Genomic DNA, 20099 nt, shown 5'->3' on the forward strand with positions numbered 1-20099 from the left:
GAGTCCGTCAATTGGAATTGCCTCGCGGGGCATAACTCGGGCCGACCTCCACGGCGTCCCGCGCAGCGGTTCTCGACGTGACGGACATCGAGCTTAAGGAGCATGCCACATGACGGATGCGAGCAATACCCCTTCGGGGGGCGGCTACCCCAGCCAGCCGAACCCCGCAGGTCAGCAGGGCTATCCGGGCGCGCCTTCCGCGCAGCCTGCACCCCGCCACTCGGCGTATCACTCAGCGTACCAGTCGTCCTACCCGCAGGGCGGCGCGAGCCACGCTGCGCCTGCGGGCACCCCCGGCGCCTCGGGCGGCATGGGCGCCGGCTTTCCCGGCGGCGCGCCGCACGAGGCGCAGCGCAAGAAGGGCTCGGCGGGCAAGACCTTCGTCGTGGCGTTCGCGGGCGCGCTGCTCGCCTGCGTGCTGGCTTTCGGCGTTGCCGGCGTGGTCGGCCTGATGAACGACGGCGGCGGCGCGTCGGGCGGCACCTCGCTGGGCGCCTCCACCTCATCTCCGGTTGCCGCGGGCGAGGCTGACGCGACGCTGCCCGAGGCCGTGGCGGCCAAGTGCCTGCCCTCCGTGGCGGCCATCGACGTGTACGCGAGCGCCGCGAGCAGCGCGCTGCCGTTCGGCTTCGGCACCGGGCAGGGCCAGGGCACCGGTGAGCTCGTGCAGAGCTCGCTGGGCTCGGGCGTGGTGCTGACGGCTGACGGCTACATCGTCACGAACTACCACGTGGTGGAAGGCGGCGAGGCCTACAAGGTGACGGTGGGCGGCGAGACGTACGACGCGGAGCTCGTGGGCTCCGACCCCAGCTCTGACGTGGCGGTCCTGAAGGCGAAGGGCGCCTCGGGCCTGACGGCCATCGAGATCGGCGACTCGGACAACCTGACCATCGGCGAGTGGGTCATGTCGATCGGCAGCCCGTTCGGCCTCGAGCAGTCGGTGGCCACGGGCATCGTGTCGGCCACGAGCCGCTCGCAGATCATGGAGCCCTCGACCGACATGTACGGTAACAGCACGGGCGAGTACACCATCTACCCCAACATGATCCAGACTGACGCGGCCATTAACCCCGGCAACTCCGGCGGCGCGCTGGTTGACGCCGAGGGCAAGCTCATCGGCATCAACACGCTCATCACGTCGTACTCGGGCAACTACTCGGGCGTGGGCTTCGCCATCCCGGTGAACTACGCCATCAGCCTGGCCCAGCAGATCATCGACGGCAAGACGCCCACCCACGCGCAGCTCGGCGTGTCGATGACCACGGTGAACCCCTCGATCGCGAAGCGCTACGGGCTCGCGGTCGACGAAGGCGCCTACGTGTCGGCGGTGAGCGCCGGCTCGGGCGCCGCCGAGGCGGGCATCGAGGCGGGCGACATCATCACGTCATTCGACGGGAAGGCCGTGGCGAGCGCGTCCGACCTGATGCTCGACGTGCGGGCGAAGAACCCGGGCGACGTGGTGACGGTCACGGTGAACCGCGACGGCGCGACGAAGGACCTGCAGGTGACGCTGGGCTCCGACGAGTCGAGCATGAGCGCCTTGCAGCAGCAGGGCGGGAACCTGCTCGACATGCTGCGGGGCGACTCGGGCTCAGGCTCGGGTGACGCCGCGTAGCGCGAAAACGCTCTGCGCGAGACAGCCATCCCTGTCGCTTCATCCCTTTCCCTGGCGGCGCCCCTCATGCGAGGGGCGCCGCTGTGCGCAGGCCCAAGGCGCGGGGGGCGGCGCCGCGTGCGAGGCTTATGCGAGGGGCGCTGCTGCGTGCGGGGTTCAAGGCGCGGTCGGCGGCGCGGCTCCCGGCGCAGCCCCCCGGCTCCCGGCGCAGCCCCCCGGTTCCCTGGCACCCCTGGCGCCCCTGGCGCCCCTGGCCCTGCCCGCCGGAAAGTCCCCTTCGACCACTCGGGCCGTCAATGCCCGGGTAATTCCCGCCTGATCACGCCCAGCCCGCGCGATAAGTATTATTCTGTTCTCGCACTTGGAAAACGGAAGGATACTCATGATCAACGAGAGAATGTTCGACCTGGGCGACGAGCCCAGCGCGATCCGCGAGCTGTTCTCCTACGGGCTGGGCCGCAAGGCTGAGATCGGCGCGGAGAACGTGTTCGACTACAGCATCGGCAACCCCAGCGTCCCCGCGCCGGACAAGGTGCGCGACACCATCCTGGCGCTCATGGACGAGGACCCGGTGGCGCTGCACGGCTACACGCCGGCCTCGGGCGACCCGAAGGTGAAGCAGGTGGTGGCCGACCACATCCGCACGAGCTACGGCGCGCCCGCCACCCCGGGCAACATCTACCTCACGGCGGGCGCGGCGGCGGGCCTCGCCATTACGCTCACCGCTATCACCAACCCGGGGGACGAGGTCATCGTGATCTCGCCGTTCTTTCCCGAGTACGCCACGTGGATCGACACCTGCGGCTGCACCCGCGTCGAGGTGCCGGCGCTCGTGCCGAGCTTCCAGATGGACGTGCCCGCCGTCGAGGCCGCCATCACGGCGAAGACGAGCGCCGTCATCATCAACTCGCCGAACAACCCGGTGGGCGCGGTGTACATGCGCGAGAACCTTGAGGCGCTCGCCGCCATGCTCACGCGCAAGGAAGCCGAACTCGGCCATCCGATCTACCTGGTCAGCGACGAGCCGTACCGTGAGATCACCTACGGCAAGGAAGTGCCCTACGTGCCGTGCGTGTACCCGCGCACTATCGTGTGCTACTCGTACTCGAAGTCGCTGTCGCTGCCGGGCGAGCGCATCGGCTTCATCTACGTGTCCGACTACATGGACGACGCGCAGAAGGTGTCGGTGGCCGTTGCGGGCGCGGGCCGCGCGCTCGGCTACATCTGCGCGCCGGCGTTGCTGCAGCGCGTGATCGCCGCGTGCATCGCCGAGCCCTCCGACGTGGAGGCATACGCCACGAATCGCCGCATCCTCACCGAGGGCCTCTCCGCGCTCGGCTACGAGTACGTGGAGCCCGACGGCGCGTTCTATCTGTGGGTCAAGGCGCTCGAGGACGACGCGCAGGCGTTCTCCGACCGCGCCAAGCAGTTCGAGCTGCTGCTCGTGCCCTCCGACAGCTTCGGCTGCCCCGGCTGGGTGCGCCTGTCCTACTGCATCGCCCGCGACACCATCGAGCGGTCGATGCCGGCCTTCAAGCAGCTCATGGAGAGCTACCAGTAGGCAAGCGCGCCGGCAGGCAAGCGCGCTGGGAGATAGCGTGCCGGCAATCGAGCGTGTCGGCAGGCAAGCGCGCTCAGGCGCCGCCCGAAGGCGGACAGCATGACGAAGCGCCCCGTCGCATGAGCGGCGGGGCGCTTTTTCGTCTTCGGGGGTTTCGCGCCCGGTCTTGCGTGTCCGGCCGAGTGCGCTCGGCCCTGCGCATCCAGCCTTGCGCGTTCTGCCGGACGCCTGTATTACGAAATGCTCGCGCCCAGGTCGTAGGCTTGCTGCAGGCCGGGGTTGCCGGCGATGGCGCCCTTCTCGTAGACGCTGTTCACGATCACCTCGCCGATGCTCTCCTGCTTGCAGTAGTTCGCGCACACCTTGTAGCTGTTCACGAGCGGCTCGCAGGTGGAAGCGTCCTTGTCTTCGAAGCAGAGCAGAAGCCCGATCTGCGGGATGTTAAACGGCTTGGCGATGCCGCAGAACATGCGGTCCTGGAAGGCGCGCAGCTGCGCGGGGAAGTTGTAGTAGTACATGGGCGTGGCGAACACGAGCACGTCGGCTTCGCGCAGCAGCGGGTAGAACTGCTGCATCTCGTCTTGCTGGACGCAGGCGCCGTCGTGGCTGAAGCAGTATTCGCACGCCATGCAGCCGCCGATCTTCGCATGCCCCACGTCGATGCGCGTCACGTTGTTGCCGGCTGCCTCGGCTCCCTTGATGAACTCGTCTGCGAGCATGCTCGAGTTCCCGCCTTTGCGCGGGCTGGCATGCACCACCAAGATGTTCTTTGCCATGGAAACGCTCCTTGACCTCGTTTGATACCTCTTGTGGCATTATAGCGCGCATGGCGGGGCGCGTGGCGGAATGCGTGGCGGAGCGCGTGACGGGGGTGGTAGGAGCGGTAGGGTGACGGTGAGGCTCCGATAGCGGGATCTCCAATAAAGCGAAGTCTCCGACAGCCCGTTGACGCCGCCTCCATGTTATGCAATACTTATTACGCAACAATTATTACTTTAATGAGGGACATCCAATCTCAACCAACGGAGGCAGCATCATGCTGAGAATCGAGCACCTGACGAAGGTCTTCGGCACGAAGGTCGCGGTGGACGACTTGAGCCTGCACATCATGCCGGGCGAGATCTACGGGTTCATCGGCCACAACGGCGCGGGCAAGACGACGACCCTGCGCTCGGTGGTCGGCATCCAGCAGTTCGACGCCGGCGAGGTCTACGTCAACGGCCTGTCCGTCAAAGACGATCCGCTCGCCTGCAAGCGAGCGCTCGCCTACATTCCCGACAACCCCGACCTCTACGAGTTCATGACGGGGATCAAGTACCTCAACTTCATCGCCGACATCTTCGAGGTGGGCGCGGCGGAACGGCAGGCGCGCATACGCGACTACGCGGACCGGTTCGAGCTCACTATGGAGCTGGCCCAGCCCATAGCCGCGTACTCCCATGGCATGAGGCAGAAGCTCGCCATCGTGTCGGCATGGCTGCACGAGCCGAGGCTCATCGTGATGGACGAGCCTTTCGTGGGGCTCGATCCGAAAGCGTCGCGCCACCTCAAGGACATGATGCGCGAGGTGTGCGACAGCGGCGGCGCGATATTCTTCTCCACCCACGTGCTGGAGGTGGCCGAGAAGCTGTGCGACAAGGTGGCCGTCATCAAGCGGGGGAAGCTCGTGCGCTCCGGCACCGTGGAAGAGGTCAAGGGCGACGACTCCCTGGAGGACGCCTTCCTCGAGCTGGAGGGGGAGCGATGATCGGCGTATTGCTCAAGAAGCAGGTAGCCGAGGTGTGGCGCGGGTACTTCTACGACGCGAAGGAGAACAAGGCGCGCTCCCGGCTTTCCACCGCGGTGAGGTTTTTGCTGTTCGCCCTGCTGATGATCGTCCTTCTCGGGGGCATCTTCGCGGCGCTGGCCCTCTTCCTCTGCCAGCCGTTCGCCGACGTCGGCATGGGGTGGATGTACTTCGTCGTCATGGGGATGGTCGCCGTCCTTCTGGGGGCGTTCGGCAGCATATTCAACGGCTACGCCGGCCTCTACCTCGCGAAGGACAACGACCTGCTGCTCTCCATGCCCGTGCCGCTCGGCGCCATCCTCGCGGCGCGCCTGCTGAACGTCTACCTGCTCGGGCTGATGTACTCGGGCATCGTGTGCGCGCCGGCGCTGATCGTGTACTGGGCGGTGGCTCGGTGCGACGCCTTCGTCATGCTCGCCGGCCTGCTCTGGGCCTTCCTCGTGTCGATGATCGTGCTGGTGCTGTCTTGCGCGTTGGGCTGGGTGGTGGCGCGCATCAGCCTGAAGCTGAAGGACAAGGGCCTCGTGGCCGCGATCGCCGCGGTGCTCCTTCTTGCTGCGTACTGGGCTTTCTGCGGCCAGATATACGCGGTGCTGTACGACCTGACGGCCAACGCCGCCTCCTACGGCACGCAGGTGCGGGAGTCGGCCGCGGTGCTGTACTGCTTCGGCCGGGCTGCGGAAGGGGACTGGCCCTCGCTGCTCGCCATGGCGGCGGTCATAGGGGCGGCTTTCGCCGTGGTCTGGCTCGTCCTGTCGCGCACGTTCCTGCATACGGTCACGGCGACCGGTGCGCAGGGAAAGGCGGTGTATCGCGAGAAGGCGATGCGGCGGAAGAGCCCCGCGCGCGCCCTTCTGGGAAAGGAGCTGCAACGGCTCGTCTCGAGCGCCAACTACCTGCTCAACTGCAGCCTCGGAACGGTGATGCTCCCTCTGCTCGGCGGGCTTCTGCTTTGGAAGGGGGGAGAGTACGTGGAGCTGTTCGGCGAGGTGTTCGCGGGAATGCCCGGCACGGCGTCGATCTTGCTCTGCGTGGCCGCCTGCATGCTCGCGGTCATGAACGACACGGCCGTCCCCTCGGTGTCGCTTGAGGGCGCGAATCTCTGGCTGGTGCGCTCCCTGCCGGTCTCGACGTGGCGAGTCCTGCAGGCGAAGCTGCGCCTGCAGGTGGCCCTCACGGCGCCGCCGCTGCTCTTCTGCAGCGTGTGCGCGGTTCTGGTGCTGCGCGTCTCGCTGGTGGAGTCGCTGCTTCTGCTGCTCGTCCCGCAGCTGTTTATGCTGCTGCTCGCCCATCTGGGGCTTGCGCTGGGGCTCCTCTGGCCCAACCTCAGGTGGACGGACGAGACGGCGCCCGTCAAGCGGAGCATGGCCGTCATCCTGGCCATGATCGCAGGCTGGGTCTGCGGGCTCGCCCTGGCGGCGATCTGGCTCTGGCAAGGATGGCACCTGGGGGCCGCGCCCTACCTCCTCCTTACGGCCGCGCTGGCCGCCTGCGCGTGCGCAGGCGTTCGCCTCTGGCTCAAATCGAGCGGCTGCAGGCGGTTCGAGGCGCTCTGACCTTGCCTTATAATGGATGCTCGTAGCAGGGGCGTTTTTCGAGAGGAGGCTTTCATGCCGCCGAAGGCGAAGTTCACGAAGGATCAGATAGTCGAAGCCGCTCTCGACATCGTCCGCGAGGGGGGCGTCGAGGCCATCACGGCGCAAGCCATGGCCAAGCAGCTTGGCACGTCCACGCGCCCGATGTTCACCTACTTCGACACGGTGGAGGACCTTCGGACTGCGGCGACGGATGCAGCGTGGCGGATATACGACGAGCGGGCTCGGCAGGGGCTCGCGCTCACGCCGGCGTTCAAGGGGTTCGGGATGGCCTTCGTCCGCTTTGCCGTGGAGGAGCCGAGCCTCTTCCGGCTGCTCTTCATGCGCAAGTCGAAGCACATGAGCATCGACGAGCACCTCGAGCGCGAAGGGCATCTCGACGTCGTCCTCGATGCCGTGATGAGCACCTTCCACATCGGCCGCGATCAGGCCAAGTGGCTTTACGAGAACATGCTGATCTACGTGCACGGAATCGCCGCGATGTGCGCGAGCGAGGCCGTCAGGTTCACCGACGAGGAGGTCGCCTCGAGGCTCGGCCTGCTCTGTCGCGGCCTGCTCATGGGGATGAGCGAGCCTGCGAACGAGCAGACTGCCGTGATGCCCGGCCCCGACGTGGTGTTCGACGGCAGCCTCGAGAACTACCTGTCCCGCTGACAGCCGTCGCTCGCAGCTCCTTTGGGCGCTTTGCGCCGGTTTGCTTTTGCCTGAACTCATCACGCCAGAGGCTTTCGGGCGGGCATATCGTGATGTGAAGGGGCGATGCGCGGTCTTGCCCGCTGCTTGCTGGGGCCCGGGCAGCTTTGCCGGGTTGAGCAGCTCCTCGGGGCGCTTTGCGCTGGCTTGCTGCCCGGGTGCGTCCGCTCATGAGCGTCGTGGCGTATTCCTTCTTTATTCATGAATAATAGTTATAGGTATATCTATCTGGGAAAAGTATTATTCGATAAGCATATTGTGAATGATTCTTCACAGCGCTCGACACGCAGGGGTCTCAGGGCTATAGTGGGCGAGCTTGAGAAACCCAAGAAAGAAGAAAGAAGGCACGTAACATGACCACCGCCACCAAGGCGCTTTCCCAGATGAAGAAGGCGAGCAAGCTCACCAACCGCGCGTTCCGCAAGAACGGCCCCAAGAGCTACAAGAAGGGCCAGGGCGCGCTGCTGAAGGTCCTGCACGTCTCGGGCGGCCAGGCTTCCTCGCGCGACCTTGTCGAGCGCCTGAGCTTCGACCGCGGCGAGCTGAAGAACGTCGTGCGCAAGGCCGAGCGCAACGGGTACGTCACCATCGAGGACGCCGAGGAGAAGCGCACCTACACGGTGAAGCTCACCGAGGAGGGCGAGAAGATCGCCGAGAGGCGCTGCGCCGCCAATTCCAAGACGGCCGAGGAGATCCTGTCCTGCCTCACCGACGAGGAGATCGCCCAGCTCAACGCCATCACCGAGAAGATCATCGTGTCCTGCAAGGAGCACGGCGCGCACGGCAAGCGCAAGAGCGGCAGGAAGTGCCGCCACTCCCACCGCAATCGCCGCTAGAGCGCGCCTACGTGAGCTCGGCAGGCTTGAGCTCATATCATGTCAGCGGGCCGCCGGAGGGCGGCCCGCTTCACATGCGCCTACTCCACGCCCACCATGACCTCGGTAGACTTGATGACGGCCACGGCTTCGCCGCCGACCTCAAGCCCTAAGTCCGAGATGGCCTCGTTGGTGATGGAGCCCTTCACGCGTTGGCCGTCGGGCAGCTCGATGGCCACATGGCCGTTCACGGCGCCCTCCTTCACCTCGACGACAGCGCCGCGCAGCTGGTTGCGCGCGGAGAGGCCCTTGACCTCGGCGTCGGCGAACATCACCGAGCTGGCCTTGATGACGGCCACGGCTTCGCCGCCGACTTTGAGGCCCAGGTCGCGGATAGCGTCCATGGTGATGTCGGCCTTGACGGATCTGTCTGCCAGCTCGATGGTCACGATGCCGTTCACGGCGCCTTCCTGGATGTTGGAAACGGTGCCCTTCAGCTGGTTGCGTGCGGAAATCTTCATGGACTCGTCCTTTCGCTGGGGCAGGTCCCGCCTCGCGGCCTGCCGTCCTCTCTGCTTGGCGTCCGGCGTCGCGAATCCGCCTCTCCCAACGTGTGGGGTGGAGGTTCGTGTGACGCCGCCTGCGCATGGCTTATTATACTCTACTCAGAATTATTTACAATAGAAGATAACACGCAGCATGTTGCTCGACGTGCGAAACAGCAAGCGATTTTGCTTGGGGTATGCGCAAGGATATGTCTTGCTATAGAATGGCCTCGTACTTTGATTCACGCACTTAAGGAGGCGCCGATGCTTTGCTTGGAGGACATACGGAGCTCCGTTGCGGAGGTCGCTCCTGCCTATGATGTCGACAAGGTGTACCTGTTCGGATCGTATGCGCGCGGTGAGGCTCACGAGAAGAGTGACGTTGACCTTTGCTTGGAAACGGGGGCGACGTTCTCGCTGTGCAGCGCAGGAGACTTCTCTCGCAAGCTGGAAAGCGCTTGGGGCACCTCGGTCGACATGGTGACCGAGCGCTCCCTCTACGACTTCGCCCGAAAAAGCTGCCTGAGAGACCGGGTGTTGCTTTATGAGCGAGTCTGACGAGCTGATACTCTCGCAAATCCTCGATTACTGCGAGAAGATCGAACAACGCATCGCGGAGTTTTCTATAGATGAAGATGCTTTTGTGGAGAACACCGCCTACTTCGACATGCTCCTCATGCCCGTCTTTCAGATCGGAGAGCTTGTCGGCGCTCTATCTGAAGAGCTCACCAGCTCAGATCAGGAGGTACCTTGGCACGCCATCAGGGGTTTCAGAAACATAATCGGTCATGATTATGGTGTGGTTGACCCCCTGTGGGCATGGAATACCATCCAAGTCGACATACCGAATTTGAAGGATGCTGTCGCGAGGCTAATCGCCGATTGCGCCGATTGCTAGTTGCGACATCGGCGGCATCCTCCCATGTGTCAAGTGCGCGGAAAAGCCCCGTCAGGGGGCTTTTCCTTATGCCGTGAATCCAATGGGGCGAGCGAAGGGGGCTGGGGCGCCCCACAGTTGCCTCGTGCCGTCGATCTACTGGTCGCAGCACGCCCCTCGCTGTCTCGCCAGCTTGCCCTTTGTTGTCAAACACTCGGGTCAGCCCCGATCAAGAGGCGTACTTCTCCAGGTAGTCGAGGAGGTCTTGGCGGGAGTGCATGTCGCACTTGGCGTAGATGCGCTTGATGTGGGCATGCGCCGTGCCGGGGCTGATGCAGAGCTCCTCGGCCACGCGCTTCTGCGTGAAGCCGAGCGCGTAGAGCGCCAGCACGTCCACCTCGCGCTCGGACAGCAGAAACTGCGCGCCCATGAGCTCGGCGGAGTGGCGCATGGACGCCTGCCGCACGCTCGCGAGCGTCTCCCCCTCGTCGAGGCCCATGATGCGCACGATGGTCGGGCTTGCCACCGGCGCCTGCTCGGAAGGCGCCGCCGCGGGCTCCTGCGCGGAGGTCGCGCGCACGATGCCGAGGAACTGCAGGAGCACGACCTGCGTCGACAGCACCACGAGCGTCCCCATGAGGGCGTTCACGAAGATGTCGCTCGCCGATATCTGGCAGGTCAGAAGGAGCGCGGTGCGCGACGCGGCGCGCGCGCCGATCCACACGAACCAGCCGGCCATGGCGTAGTAGTACGGGTCGCGCCAGCCGCAGCTCATGAACGCGATGATGATGTACCAGCTGAACGCCACCATGAGCGCGTTCAGCGTGGTGGTGAACACCGCGCCCACCTCGAGCGCGTCAGGAAACGCCGCGTACGCCAGAAGCGCCAGGCAGGCGAGCGCCTGCATCAGGGTGAAGATCCCCACGGTCATGACGCGGTGGCACCCCTTGAGCACCAGCACGATGATGGCCGTCGAGATCCCCACGGTGAGCAGCCCGTAGGCGGCGCGCGAGGGCAGGGTGAAGGGGATGGGCATCCCGTCGGGGTAGCCGCGCAGAAGCCCGATCACCACCGACAGAAACCCGATGCCGAACGCCGTGGCGATGAGGAACCGCTTGCTCTGGATCAGGCCCTTCGTGAAGCCGAAGTAGTCAGTTGAGTGCGTGGGCGCGTCGATGTCGCGCGGCTGGACCTGCTTGCGCGCCCACACCATGCAGGGGTACTGCAGGCAGGCGAGCGCCGCCGCGATGAAGTTCCCCAGCCAGATGGGCACGAACGTGACCAGGTACAGCTCCACCTCGCTTGCGATGAGCGCCGAGAACACGAGCACGGCGGCCGCGGTGGTGCTCGTCCCGCGCGCGCGGCGCAGCCAGTAGAAGATGGCGAACGAGGAGAAGAACGTGCACGCGACGGAGAGCGTGAAGCGCAGGGCGAAGTCCTCGGCGCCGAGCAGGTCAGCCAGGCCGAGCCCGGCGATGGTGAGCGCCTCGAGCGCGATGCAAGCGCGCATGACGTGGTTGACGGCGCGCTTCGCCAGCGTGGCCTTGCGCGCGGTGAGGATGGCGAACAGGACGAGCATCGCGAGCAGCGCGACGATCATGGCGCCGTCGGTGAACACCCCCTCGTCGGTTTGCAGGTAGCTGCCGTAGCATGCGACGATGAGCCCGGCGCGCCCGAAGGTGAGGCCGAGGACGAGGGGCCACAGGCAGGCGAGGGGCCGCGCCATGTCGCGCAGGCTGGGGGCGTCGGGCTGCCGTGGCTTCTCGTCGGCCTGCGGCTCAGCTCCTTGCGTCGGCGCGCTCGGCTTTCGCGCGGGCGCGCCGCCTGGCTGCTCTTTTGGCATAGGATCCCCCTATTGCTATATAAAGGCATTTGACCTGGTGTTTCGCCGCGTGACTCAACGATTTATCCCCAAAGAGGGGATGTGTTGCGCGCTTGAGTAGGCATCATAGCATAATGAAATGACAGATTCGCATTGATCTTATCGTGCGCCCGGCTATCCATGTTGCGTGGCGCGAGGGATCGTGAGGGGAGGCGGCCATGGGCGACGTGAGGAACGTCTACATCGAGCCGAAGGACCGCGTGCTGCTGCGCACGGCCGACGTGTACCAGACCGAAGTCGACGCAGGGGTTGAGGGCTACTCCGACACGCTTCTGTCGGTGGTGGCGAACTTCCGGAACGCCGGGCGACCCGAGGGGTTCAACGCGCAGAGCATGGCGGGGAAGTCGAAGCGCGGCGAGGTGGCGTGCCGCCTGTTCGCGGTGGTGGCTCCCGCTGCAGGGACGGAAGGCGCGGGCGGAGGCGCAGGCGCAGGCGCGGACGTGCTGCAGCGGTTCGTGATCGAACGCGCGGGCTTCAAGACACGCGGCTGCCTGGCCATGACGGGCTGCGCGAGCGTGGCCTGCTCGATGATCGAGGGGCGCACGCTCGGCGAAGCGCTCGCGGTGACGACCGAGGGCATCCGCGCGGCGCTCGACGGCGTGCCCGAGGGCAAGGCCAACACGCTGTACTTCGCCGTCTGCGCCATTCGCGGCCTGGTGGGCGATTTCCTGGCGCGCGAGGGCGTCACGCGCGCGGAGCTTGACGCGGCGGTGCCGTGCGAGGAGTACTCGGTTCCATGCATGATGTGCGAGCATTGCAGCCTGCGCGACATGCGCGTGGAGATGCTGGTGGACGAGCAGCGCGCCGAAGAGGAGCGCGCCGAGTGCCGCGCGCTGGCGACCGTGTTCGATGACGTACGCGCGCAGTCGGCCTCAAGCGAGCTGGTGTCGCCTGTGCGCTGGGAGGAGCGGGGATGGGTGCCCGCGCACCTGAGCGCGGAGGACTTCGAGATGCTGGTGTACGACCACTTGGAGACGTGGCGCGCGGAGCAGGCGGAAGATGAGGGCGCGAGTCTGGCTGCGAGCGCGGGCATGCAGGCGGAAGGGCGTGCGGACGCCGCGGGCGCAGGTGCGCAAACGGACGCCGCGGGCGCGGGCTCGGATGCAGCCGGAGCCGCAGGCGCGGGGGCCAATGCGGTCGAGGCTGCGAACGCTGCCGGCGCGTCTGCCGAAGCCGCTTCCGCTCCCCTTCCCACCTCGCTTTATGCGAGCCGCAGCGTGGGCGTGCCGCGGCTGTTCGTGCGCGCGGCGGGTGCGGAAGCCTCTGCGCTGCCCGCGATGCCCGAGACCAAGCGCAGCATCGAGCCGCCGGCGTCGGCGCCCGCAGACGCGGGCCTCAACATCCCCGAGGGCTTCGAGCTCGTTCAGCTTGAGGGCGAGTGGGTGCTCGTCGAGACGGGCGAGCCGGCCGAGCCCGCTGAGGTCGAGGTCAACCCCGCGCACATCAAGGCGCTTGTGGGCGTGCGCAGCTATTACCTCTTCGACTCCTCGATCATGACGGACGCGTACGCGCACTGGGCGTTCCTGGCGGCCGAGGACAACCCGCTCGTCACCTTCGCCGACTGCGTGCGCGAGGACGCGCGCGTCTACCCGCGCCCCATGGCGCGCTCGAGCTTCGCCAACCCGCCCTTCCGCATGGACGCGGAGGCGGTCGAAGCCGCGTGGGAGGCGTCGCGCGCGCACGCCGACTACGCCGACCTCGAGCGCATCGAGGCGTCGAACGGCGACGTCTACTTCTTCTCGACGACCTACCTGAGCCCCGAGCGCGCCTGCGCCCTCGCCGAGTGGGACGCGGTCGAGCGCTACTTCAGCGTGTAGGGCCTCCACTCGCCCTGCCAGGGCGAGTGGAACGGCTTGACTACCTGGAGAAATACTCCTCCTGATCGGGTTGACCCGAGTGTTTGACAGCAGGAGACAGGCTGGCGAGACAACGAGGGGCGTGCTGCGGCCAGCGAGGAGCGTGCTGGCGAGACAGCGAGGGGCAGGCTGGTGAGACAGCGAGGAGCGTGCTGCGACCAGCGGATCGACGGCGCGAGGCAACTATAGGGCGCCCCAGCCCCTTCGCTTGCTTTGTTTGTCTTACGGTGCAAGGAGGGGTGCAGCAGAAGAGCCGCACCCCCTTATCGTTTCAAGCGCTGAGCGCAAAGACCGCGCTTAAGTCCGGCGGTCCTGTCGGTCGTGGGCGGTGACGCGGCCTGTTCGGGCTCTCGGGGCCTGAGACACCGACAACGCCCTCTTTGCATCCACGGCTCGGAAAAGTTGGCTGGAAAACGCCCGTTATCGGTGCTCCGGGCCCCAAAAACCACCGACAACGGGCATTCTCCAGCCACTTTTCTCAAAAAACCACCGATAACGGCCCTGTTTCATCCAGAATCGCCTGAGGGGTGGATGGAAAAGCGCCGTTGTCGGTAACGCTGTCTATTCCAGACCCCAATGGGGGGTTATTTTACCGCGGCGCTTGGGCGCAGGCCGCTGGACGGCATCGCTCGCACCGGCGGGACGAACGGACCCGTTTGACGCCGAGGGGTGAGGCAGAGCGCTTCGGCCCCCCTCGTTTGCTCTACTGGGCCCACGGCATAAGGAAAAGCCCCCTGACGGGGGCTTTTCCTTATGAGGAGCAACTACTGCGGGCAGTATCCGCCCGGCGTCAAACCCTTCGCTACGGCAGGAGCCCCAGCTTGGAGAGCTCTTCCTTCACGTCGTCCATGCCGTACTCGTCCAGGCACGCCGCGGTGGGGCAGCCCAGCTGCTCGTCCCAGCCGAAGCAGCGGTAGAGCATGGTGAGGGCGGTCTGGAAGTCGGCCTTGTCCATCTTGTCGGTGCCTTCGGTGAACGCCTTCGTCGAGTCGAACGGCCACTCGGTCACCAGGTCGTGCACGCCGCGGAAGTCGTTGCAGCCCATCTTCCCGTTCGCGTCCTTCATGCCGCGCGCGGTGTTGGCGCGCTGCAGCGTCATGATGCGCGCGCTGGCCACGTAGAGGTCCTCGGTGGTGACGTCCTCGCCGGTCACGGCCTTGAAGAACTTCGCCTCCAGGTCCAGGTCGCCGCGGTAGTCGCGCGTCTTCGACGGGCTCATGGCCATCGGCCACACCCAGTTGCACAGCGTGAGCGAGTCGTGCAGCACGTCGGTCACGATGCTCCACCAGGCGAAGTTCGCCTTGTTCTCGTTCATGGGCGTGTAGTTCTTCTTGGGGTCGATGGCGTCCGCGCCGCCCCACAGCTCGGCGGCGATCTGCTGCTGGAGCTCGAACGGCAGGCCGCAGCCCTGGAAGTTCACGGCGGAGTGGATCATGTCGTCGCGGTTGAAGATCACGTTGTAGAGCAGGCCCACCTGCCCGAAGCACTCGTGCGCGTGGTGCACCGGCCAGCCGCGGGGGCTGATCAGGGACGACGCGGAGGTGTTGAACCACTGCATGTCATCCCAGCGCTCGCACCACGTGGCGGGGCCGTGCGCCACGTACGCGATCTCCGAGTCGTTGCGCGCGATGAAGGGCAGCAGCTCGGCCATGAGCGACGGGTCGTTCCGCTTGAACTTGTCCCAGTCGAAGCGGTTGTACTCCTCGGGCGGCAGCACGCGCTCGAAGACGCCGGAGGCGTAGCAGTGCGCGATGTCGCGGTACAGCTGCGCGTAGTTGCACCACATGCCCAGGTCGTCCATGATCGAGCCCGTGACCTGGTTCCAGACCAGGCTGTCCTCGGAGTTGCTCTGCACGGTGGTCTTGTCGCCCAGAAGGGAGATCATGAAGTTGAACGGGAAGTTCGCCACGCAGGTGTTGCCCGTGATCTCGTGGCCGCCGTTCTCCCCGCTGGCGGGCACGCGCATGTCGGAGTAGCAGTGGATGGGGCAGCTGTGGCAGCCGTTCATCTTGATGGTGTACTTCTCAGCCTCGGGGCCGTCGTCCTTGACGGCCTTCATGCAGCGGTACCCCACGGTGTTGATCTCGCCGGGCTTCGGCTCGCCGGTCTCGATGGGGCCGCCCTCGGCGTCGGCCCAGAACAGGCCCTTGCGCGCCGTCCAGCGGGAGCCCTTGTCGTAGTACTCGGCCCACTCCTGCTGCGTGGAGGGCACCACGTGGTTGTTGTTCGAGCCGATGACCTCGCGCAGCATGTAGTCGGAGAGCTCGGCCACGGCCTGCGGGTCGGCCACGTTCACGCTGCCGGTGCCGCGCACCACGACCGCCTTGAGGCCCTTCGAGCCCATGACGGCGCCGATGCCCGCGCCAGCGGAGTGGTTGCGCGCGTTCATGACGCATGCGTAGGGCAGCAGGTTCTCGCCGGCGGGCCCGATGGTGGCCACGCAGAAGTCGGTGCCCTCCTTGCGGTTGAGCGCCTCGGTGGCGGCGCGGGTGCCCATGCCCCACACGCTGTCGGCGGGCTTGATGCGCACGTCGTCGTTGTCGATGTAGAGGTAGACGTGCTTGTCGCTCGCGCCCTCCACGATGATGGCGTCCCAGCCGGCCAGCTTCATCTTCGCGCCGAGCATGCCGCCACAATGCGCGTCGACCACGAGCTGGTCGGTGGAGAAGGTGGACAGCGAGCAGATGGTGGTGCGCCCGGCCAGCGGCACGCCCGAGGCCGTCAGGGGGCCGACGGCGAAGACGACCTTGTTCTCGGGGGCGAGCGGGTCGGTGCCGGCGGGCACTTCGTCGTACATGATCTTGTTGGCGATGCCCATGCCGCCGACGTAGGCCTTGTAGGGCTCGGTCGGCTCCGTGGTGATGGCGCCGGTGGACAGGTTCACGCGGAGGATCTTCCCCGTCCAGCCGTATGACTTGTTCGCGTCGCGTTTAGCGTCAGCCATGGTTTAACTCCAAATCTCTTCAGGTTGCCGGTGTTGTGTGACCCTGGGCAGCGATTCGGAGCGCTTGCGAGCAGTATGCCCGAACGGCTTTCCGCGGCATGCCCTCTTTGGGGGTAATGTGCGAAAACGCGAGGTCAGCAGGCGGACGAACATAACGCGGCGGTTACAGAGACGAAAAATCCCTCAAAAGAGGGTATGGCGCCGCACGCGGGTTCGGCTAATGTCGCCCCGTTGTGTGACGGGCTGCGATGAGAGCTCCTTTGCGTCATGCCTGCGCGCGGGCGATGCGCCCTGGCGCGGGCAGGGTTCTTTTGTTTGAGAAACGAGGGGAGATCACGCATGTCAGAGAACAAGTTTGAAGACAAAGCCGTTGTCCAGCCGGAAGAGCGGCTCAACGATACGGCTCAGCCTGCCGACGCCGACGGCCCCGCCGGCGCCTCCGGCAGCGATTCCGCCAGCCCCGCTGGCTCCGCCGAGCCTGTCGGCTCCGGCCATCCCAAGACGTTCACGCGCCGCAACGTGCTGGCCATGGCCGGCTGCGGCGTGGCGGGCCTGGTCGTGGGCGGCGTGCTGGCGTCATGGGGCGTGACCGAGCGGTCGATCGCCTCCGGGCGCATCGACATCCGCACCACGCCCACCAAGATGATCGTCACCGACCGCGCGCGCTGCTCCGGCTGCCAGCGCTGCGAGATGATGTGCACGCTGAAGAACGACGGGCGCGTCAGCCAGCACATCGCGCGCGTGCGCGTGTGGGACAACTACAACTACGGCGCCGGGGCTGACACGGGCGAGGGCTCGCTCGGCTCGGGCAAGGGCGCGTGCCAGTTCACGGTTGAGCACTGCAAGCAGTGCGAGGACCCGGCCTGCGCCAACTACTGCCCCGTGCACGCCATCTACGCCGACCCGGAGTACGGCGCGCGCATCGTCGACGGTGAGGCGTGCGTCGGTTGCGGCATGTGCGCCCAGGCGTGCCCGTGGAACATGCCGCGCGTCGACACCGAGACGGGCATATCCACCAAGTGCATCTCCTGCGGCCGCTGCGCCGAGCAGTGCCCCAACGGCGCCATCCAGTTCATCGACTGGCAGGACATCGCGCAGAAGATCATCGACCAGGGCGTCGTGCGTACCGTGACGCTCGTGGAGGCGTAGGGGAAGGAGCCGATCATGTCAGAGAAAACGTTGACGAGGCGAACCTTCCTGGAAGCGGGCGCGGGGCTGGCGGCTGGCGCCGCCGTGCTCGGCGCGGCGGGCGTGGCGGGCACCGCGGGCGCGGCGCTCGACCCGCAGGTCGCCCACGCGTGGGGCGGGCCCGTGGTGACCACGGCGCACTCCCTGTGCAACGCCTGCTCGAGCAAGTGCGGCTTCACCGCGTACGTGAGGAACGGCGAGATCGACACGGTGCTCGGCGACGAGGGCCATCCCTACGCGAAGGGCAAGCTCTGCGCGCGCGGCTACGGCTACCTGCAGATCGCCACGTCGGAGGACCGCCTGACCGAGCCGCTCAAGAAGAACGACAAGGGCGTCTTCGAGCCCATCAGCTGGGACCAGGCCTACGCCGAGATCGCCGAGAAAGTCCAGGCCATCATCGCGGCGGACGGCCCTGAGGCGCTCGCCATGGTGCAGGACCCGCGCCCGTCCGGCAAGTACTACACCAAGCGCTTCATGAACGCGCTCGGGAGTGCGAACGTGTACACGCACGGCGCGGCGTGCAACCTGTCGAAGGAGGCAGGGTTCACGCAGGTCATCGGCACGGGGAACTACTCGTCCGACGTGGCGAGCTCGAAGATGACCATGTTCATCGGCCGCAGCTACGCCGACGCCATCCGCCCGAGCTCCGTCTCCGCGCTGCAGAAGGCGCACGAGCGCGGCGCGCGCATCGTGCTGGTCGACCCGCGCTGCAACAACAGCATCGCGTTCGCCGACGAGTGGGTGCCGATCAACCCCGGCACTGACCTGGCGCTTCTGCTGGGCATGTCGCACGTTCTGGTGACGCGCGGGCTCTACGACGCCGCGTACGTGGCCGAGAACGCGGTGGGCTTCGAGGAGTGGGCCGCCTCGCTCGCCACCTGCACGCCCGCCTGGGCGGAGGGCATCACGGGCATCCCAGCCGCCACCATCGAGCGGCTGGCCGTCGAGTTCGCCGACGCGGCGCCCGCAGCGTCCATCGAGCCGAGCTGGCGCGGGGCGTTCGGCTGCGCGTACGAGAACTCCGGCGAGACGGCGCGCGCGGTGTGCCTGTTCAACACGCTTCTGGGCTGCTGGAACCAGAAGGGCGGCGCGCTCTTCACGCCGAGCGTCTCGGTGGGCAAGCTCGACGAGGCGAAGTTCCCGAGCGTGCCGAAGCCCGCGGCGAAGATCCTGGGCTCCGAGGAGTACCCGCTCTCGCTCTCGAACATGGGCTCGAACGTCTACGCGGCGCAGATGGCGCATTCGGGCGTGATCAAGGGCATGTTCTTCTACAACTCGAACATGGCGGCGGGCTACTCCAACACGGCGTTTCTGGCCGAGGCGCTCAGCCGCCTCGACCTCATGGTGGTCGTGGACGTGCAGATGTCCGAGACCGCCCAGCTCGCCGACTACGTGCTGCCCGAGTGCAGCTACCTCGAGCGCCTGGAGCTGCCCGAGTTCATCGGCGGCAAGGTGCCGTGCGTGACGCTGCGCGACAAGGTGATCGAGCGCGTGCACCCCGAGACGCGGAGCTGCGACGAGATCTTCTCCGAGCTGGCGCGCGCGTGCGGCGTGGGCGAGTACTTCGACTTCACGGTGGAGGAGCTCGCCGACGCGCAGCTCAAGACGGTGGGCCTGTCGCTTGAGACCCTGCGCGAGGCGGGCGGCACGGCGTCGTTCCCCGATGCGGCGTTTGAGTACGGCAAGACGCCGAAGTGGAAGACGCCCGCGGGGAAGATCCAGTTCACGAGCGAGGCGTGCGCGGCGGCGGGGCTGTCGCCGTACCCGGTGTGGGTGGAGCCCGCGGTCATGCCCGACGAGGCGGCGGGCACGCTGCGCCTGGTCGGCGGCAAGCAGGCGCACATGAGCCACACCCAGACGGCCAACATCGCCGACCTCATGCAGATCACGAAGGACTACGACCTCGACCGCGTGTGGCTCTCCGCCGACGTGGCGCAGCGCTGGGGCATCGCCGACGGCGACGAGGTGCTCGTGTCCAACGAGTGCCACGAGGGCCGCGTGCGCGTCAAGGTGACGCAGCGCGTGAACCCCACGACCCTGTTCATGCCGAGCCATTACGGCTGCTCCTCGCCGGAGCAGCGCACGGCGTACGGCGTGGGCCTGTGCCAGATGGACTTCGTGCCCTTCCGCATCGAGCCGGGCTACGGCGGCATCTGCTCGCAGGAGGCGCTCGTCACGGTTAAGAAAGTAGGTGCATGATGGCACGCTATGGAATGTTGATCGACACGAAGAAGTGCATTGGCTGCTACGCCTGCCGCGTGGCTTGCCAGCGGCTCAACGACCTTCTTCCCGACGAGAACTTCATCCGCTTCGAGGAGCGCGAGGAGGGCGTCTACCCGAGCGTGGCCGTGGAGCACGTGCCGCTGCAGTGCATGCACTGCGAGGACGCGCCGTGCGCGGCCGTGTGCCCCACGGGCGCCGCGCATATCGGGGCTGACGGCATCGTCGCCGTTGACCAGGGCCGCTGCATCGGCTGCCTGTACTGCATGGCGGCGTGTCCCTACCAGGTGCGCGTGCGCAACTCCGAGACGGGCGCGGTGGACAAGTGCCGCTTCTGCGTGGTGACCGCGCACGAGTCGGGCACGCAGACGTGCAACTGCGTGGACGCGTGCCTCACCGACGCGCGCATCTTCGGCGACCTGGACGATCCCGGAAGCGAGATCTCCCGCGCCATCGCCGAGACGCACGCGGTGCCCATCGTGGCTGACCTGACCAAGACCAAAGTATTCTACGTGAGGTGAT

16 protein-coding genes are annotated in these 20099 nt (G+C 66.4%); 12 read left to right on the plus strand and 4 right to left on the minus strand.

The window, feature by feature from the left end; translation table 11 throughout:
- Positions 1 to 109: 109 nt before the first annotated feature.
- Positions 110 to 1615, plus strand: coding sequence for a S1C family serine protease (locus G7Y50_RS06780; RefSeq protein WP_165053750.1), 1506 nt, complete (start codon positions 110 to 112; stop codon positions 1613 to 1615).
- Positions 1616 to 1997: 382 nt separating this feature from the next.
- Positions 1998 to 3176, plus strand: a complete 1179-nt coding sequence (locus G7Y50_RS06785; protein ID WP_165053748.1) for a pyridoxal phosphate-dependent aminotransferase — start codon at positions 1998 to 2000, stop codon at positions 3174 to 3176.
- 233 nt (positions 3177 to 3409) lie between these two features.
- Here the strand turns inward: G7Y50_RS06785 and G7Y50_RS06790 are convergent, their stop codons facing one another.
- On the minus strand, positions 3410 to 3952 hold the full coding sequence (locus G7Y50_RS06790) for a flavodoxin family protein (protein WP_165053746.1): 543 nt from the start codon (positions 3950 to 3952) through the stop codon (positions 3410 to 3412).
- Between the two features lie 260 nt (positions 3953 to 4212).
- Between G7Y50_RS06790 and G7Y50_RS06795 the strand changes: the two genes are divergently transcribed.
- The 4 genes from G7Y50_RS06795 (at position 4213) to G7Y50_RS06810 (ending at position 8086) form a co-directional block, all read left to right on the plus strand.
- A complete protein-coding gene (locus tag G7Y50_RS06795) occupies positions 4213 to 4923 on the plus strand; it encodes an ABC transporter ATP-binding protein (RefSeq protein WP_165053744.1) in 711 nt (236 codons plus the stop codon).
- Entirely contained in the window at positions 4920 to 6518 is a 1599-nt protein-coding gene (locus tag G7Y50_RS06800; protein WP_165053741.1) for a hypothetical protein, read from the plus strand. Before G7Y50_RS06795 ends, G7Y50_RS06800 begins: the two co-directional genes overlap by 4 nt.
- 54 nt (positions 6519 to 6572) lie before the next feature.
- On the plus strand, positions 6573 to 7211 hold the full coding sequence (locus G7Y50_RS06805) for a TetR/AcrR family transcriptional regulator (RefSeq protein WP_165053736.1): 639 nt from the start codon (positions 6573 to 6575) through the stop codon (positions 7209 to 7211).
- A 392-nt stretch (positions 7212 to 7603) separates the two neighbouring features.
- Positions 7604 to 8086, plus strand: a complete 483-nt coding sequence (locus G7Y50_RS06810) for a MarR family winged helix-turn-helix transcriptional regulator (protein ID WP_165053733.1) — start codon at positions 7604 to 7606, stop codon at positions 8084 to 8086.
- 80 nt (positions 8087 to 8166) lie between these two features.
- Here the strand turns inward: G7Y50_RS06810 and G7Y50_RS06815 are convergent, their stop codons facing one another.
- Positions 8167 to 8586 carry a molybdopterin-binding protein gene (locus G7Y50_RS06815; protein ID WP_165053730.1) on the minus strand — a complete coding sequence of 140 codons (420 nt, stop codon included), beginning with the start codon at positions 8584 to 8586 and terminating at the stop codon, positions 8167 to 8169.
- Positions 8587 to 8874: 288 nt separating this feature from the next.
- On the opposite strand from G7Y50_RS06815, the gene G7Y50_RS06820 reads away from it, so the two are divergent.
- Positions 8875 to 9168 carry a nucleotidyltransferase family protein gene (locus G7Y50_RS06820; protein WP_165053726.1) on the plus strand — a complete coding sequence of 98 codons (294 nt, stop codon included), beginning with the start codon at positions 8875 to 8877 and terminating at the stop codon, positions 9166 to 9168.
- Positions 9155 to 9508 (plus strand): DUF86 domain-containing protein, encoded by a 354-nt coding sequence (locus tag G7Y50_RS06825; RefSeq protein WP_165053723.1) that lies wholly within the window; start codon positions 9155 to 9157, stop codon positions 9506 to 9508. Before G7Y50_RS06820 ends, G7Y50_RS06825 begins: the two co-directional genes overlap by 14 nt.
- Before the next feature lie 208 nt (positions 9509 to 9716).
- Here G7Y50_RS06825 and G7Y50_RS06830 read toward each other — a convergent pair whose 3' ends face one another.
- Positions 9717 to 11330: a LuxR C-terminal-related transcriptional regulator gene (locus G7Y50_RS06830; protein WP_241156478.1), complete on the minus strand. Its 1614-nt coding sequence runs from the start codon at positions 11328 to 11330 to the stop codon at positions 9717 to 9719.
- Positions 11331 to 11527: 197 nt separating this feature from the next.
- Here G7Y50_RS06830 and G7Y50_RS12060 point away from each other — a divergent pair, with 197 nt between their 5' ends.
- Complete coding sequence (locus tag G7Y50_RS12060) at positions 11528 to 13186, plus strand: iron-sulfur cluster assembly scaffold protein (protein WP_241156477.1); 1659 nt, start codon at positions 11528 to 11530, stop codon at positions 13184 to 13186.
- A gap of 841 nt (positions 13187 to 14027) precedes the next feature.
- Here the strand turns inward: G7Y50_RS12060 and G7Y50_RS06840 are convergent.
- Positions 14028 to 16169 carry an aldehyde ferredoxin oxidoreductase gene (locus G7Y50_RS06840; protein WP_165053719.1) on the minus strand — a complete coding sequence of 714 codons (2142 nt, stop codon included), beginning with the start codon at positions 16167 to 16169 and terminating at the stop codon, positions 14028 to 14030.
- Between the two features lie 339 nt (positions 16170 to 16508).
- On the opposite strand from G7Y50_RS06840, the gene G7Y50_RS06845 reads away from it, so the two are divergent.
- From G7Y50_RS06845 to G7Y50_RS06855, 3 genes are read left to right on the plus strand one after another with little or no spacing between them, the layout of a single operon-like run.
- Positions 16509 to 17318 (plus strand): 4Fe-4S binding protein, encoded by an 810-nt coding sequence (locus tag G7Y50_RS06845; protein ID WP_165053716.1) that lies wholly within the window; start codon positions 16509 to 16511, stop codon positions 17316 to 17318.
- 15 nt (positions 17319 to 17333) lie between these two features.
- A complete protein-coding gene (locus G7Y50_RS06850) occupies positions 17334 to 19556 on the plus strand; it encodes a molybdopterin-dependent oxidoreductase (RefSeq protein ID WP_165053713.1) in 2223 nt (740 codons plus the stop codon).
- The gene (locus G7Y50_RS06855; RefSeq protein WP_165053784.1) at positions 19556 to 20098 is read left to right on the plus strand and encodes a 4Fe-4S dicluster domain-containing protein; all 543 of its coding nucleotides are present in this window, start codon (positions 19556 to 19558) and stop codon (positions 20096 to 20098) included. The genes G7Y50_RS06850 and G7Y50_RS06855 overlap by 1 nt, the downstream gene beginning before the upstream one ends.
- The last annotated feature ends 1 nt before the right edge of the window (position 20099 follow it).

The sequence above is a fragment of the Adlercreutzia sp. ZJ176 genome (genome assembly GCF_011038975.1).
Taxonomy (GTDB): domain Bacteria; phylum Actinomycetota; class Coriobacteriia; order Coriobacteriales; family Eggerthellaceae; genus CAAEEV01.

Bases quoted from the DNA above. Each gene is read 5' to 3' on its own strand.
- G7Y50_RS06790 (WP_165053746.1), bottom strand. From the start codon at position 3,952: ATGGCAAAGAACATCTTGGTGGTGCATGCCAGCCCGCGCAAAGGCGGG.
- G7Y50_RS06800 (WP_165053741.1), top strand. From the start codon at position 4,920: ATGATCGGCGTATTGCTCAAGAAGCAGGTAGCCGAGGTGTGGCGCGGG.
- G7Y50_RS06845 (WP_165053716.1), top strand. From the start codon at position 16,509: ATGTCAGAGAACAAGTTTGAAGACAAAGCCGTTGTCCAGCCGGAAGAG.
- G7Y50_RS06785 (WP_165053748.1), top strand. From the start codon at position 1,998: ATGATCAACGAGAGAATGTTCGACCTGGGCGACGAGCCCAGCGCGATC.
- G7Y50_RS06855 (WP_165053784.1), top strand. From the start codon at position 19,556: ATGGCACGCTATGGAATGTTGATCGACACGAAGAAGTGCATTGGCTGC.
- G7Y50_RS06805 (WP_165053736.1), top strand. From the start codon at position 6,573: ATGCCGCCGAAGGCGAAGTTCACGAAGGATCAGATAGTCGAAGCCGCT.
- G7Y50_RS06840 (WP_165053719.1), bottom strand. From the start codon at position 16,169: ATGGCTGACGCTAAACGCGACGCGAACAAGTCATACGGCTGGACGGGG.
- G7Y50_RS06815 (WP_165053730.1), bottom strand. From the start codon at position 8,586: ATGAAGATTTCCGCACGCAACCAGCTGAAGGGCACCGTTTCCAACATC.
- G7Y50_RS06820 (WP_165053726.1), top strand. From the start codon at position 8,875: ATGCTTTGCTTGGAGGACATACGGAGCTCCGTTGCGGAGGTCGCTCCT.
- G7Y50_RS12060 (WP_241156477.1), top strand. From the start codon at position 11,528: ATGGGCGACGTGAGGAACGTCTACATCGAGCCGAAGGACCGCGTGCTG.
- G7Y50_RS06850 (WP_165053713.1), top strand. From the start codon at position 17,334: ATGTCAGAGAAAACGTTGACGAGGCGAACCTTCCTGGAAGCGGGCGCG.
- G7Y50_RS06830 (WP_241156478.1), bottom strand. From the start codon at position 11,330: ATGCCAAAAGAGCAGCCAGGCGGCGCGCCCGCGCGAAAGCCGAGCGCG.
- G7Y50_RS06810 (WP_165053733.1), top strand. From the start codon at position 7,604: ATGACCACCGCCACCAAGGCGCTTTCCCAGATGAAGAAGGCGAGCAAG.
- G7Y50_RS06780 (WP_165053750.1), top strand. From the start codon at position 110: ATGACGGATGCGAGCAATACCCCTTCGGGGGGCGGCTACCCCAGCCAG.
- G7Y50_RS06825 (WP_165053723.1), top strand. From the start codon at position 9,155: ATGAGCGAGTCTGACGAGCTGATACTCTCGCAAATCCTCGATTACTGC.
- G7Y50_RS06795 (WP_165053744.1), top strand. From the start codon at position 4,213: ATGCTGAGAATCGAGCACCTGACGAAGGTCTTCGGCACGAAGGTCGCG.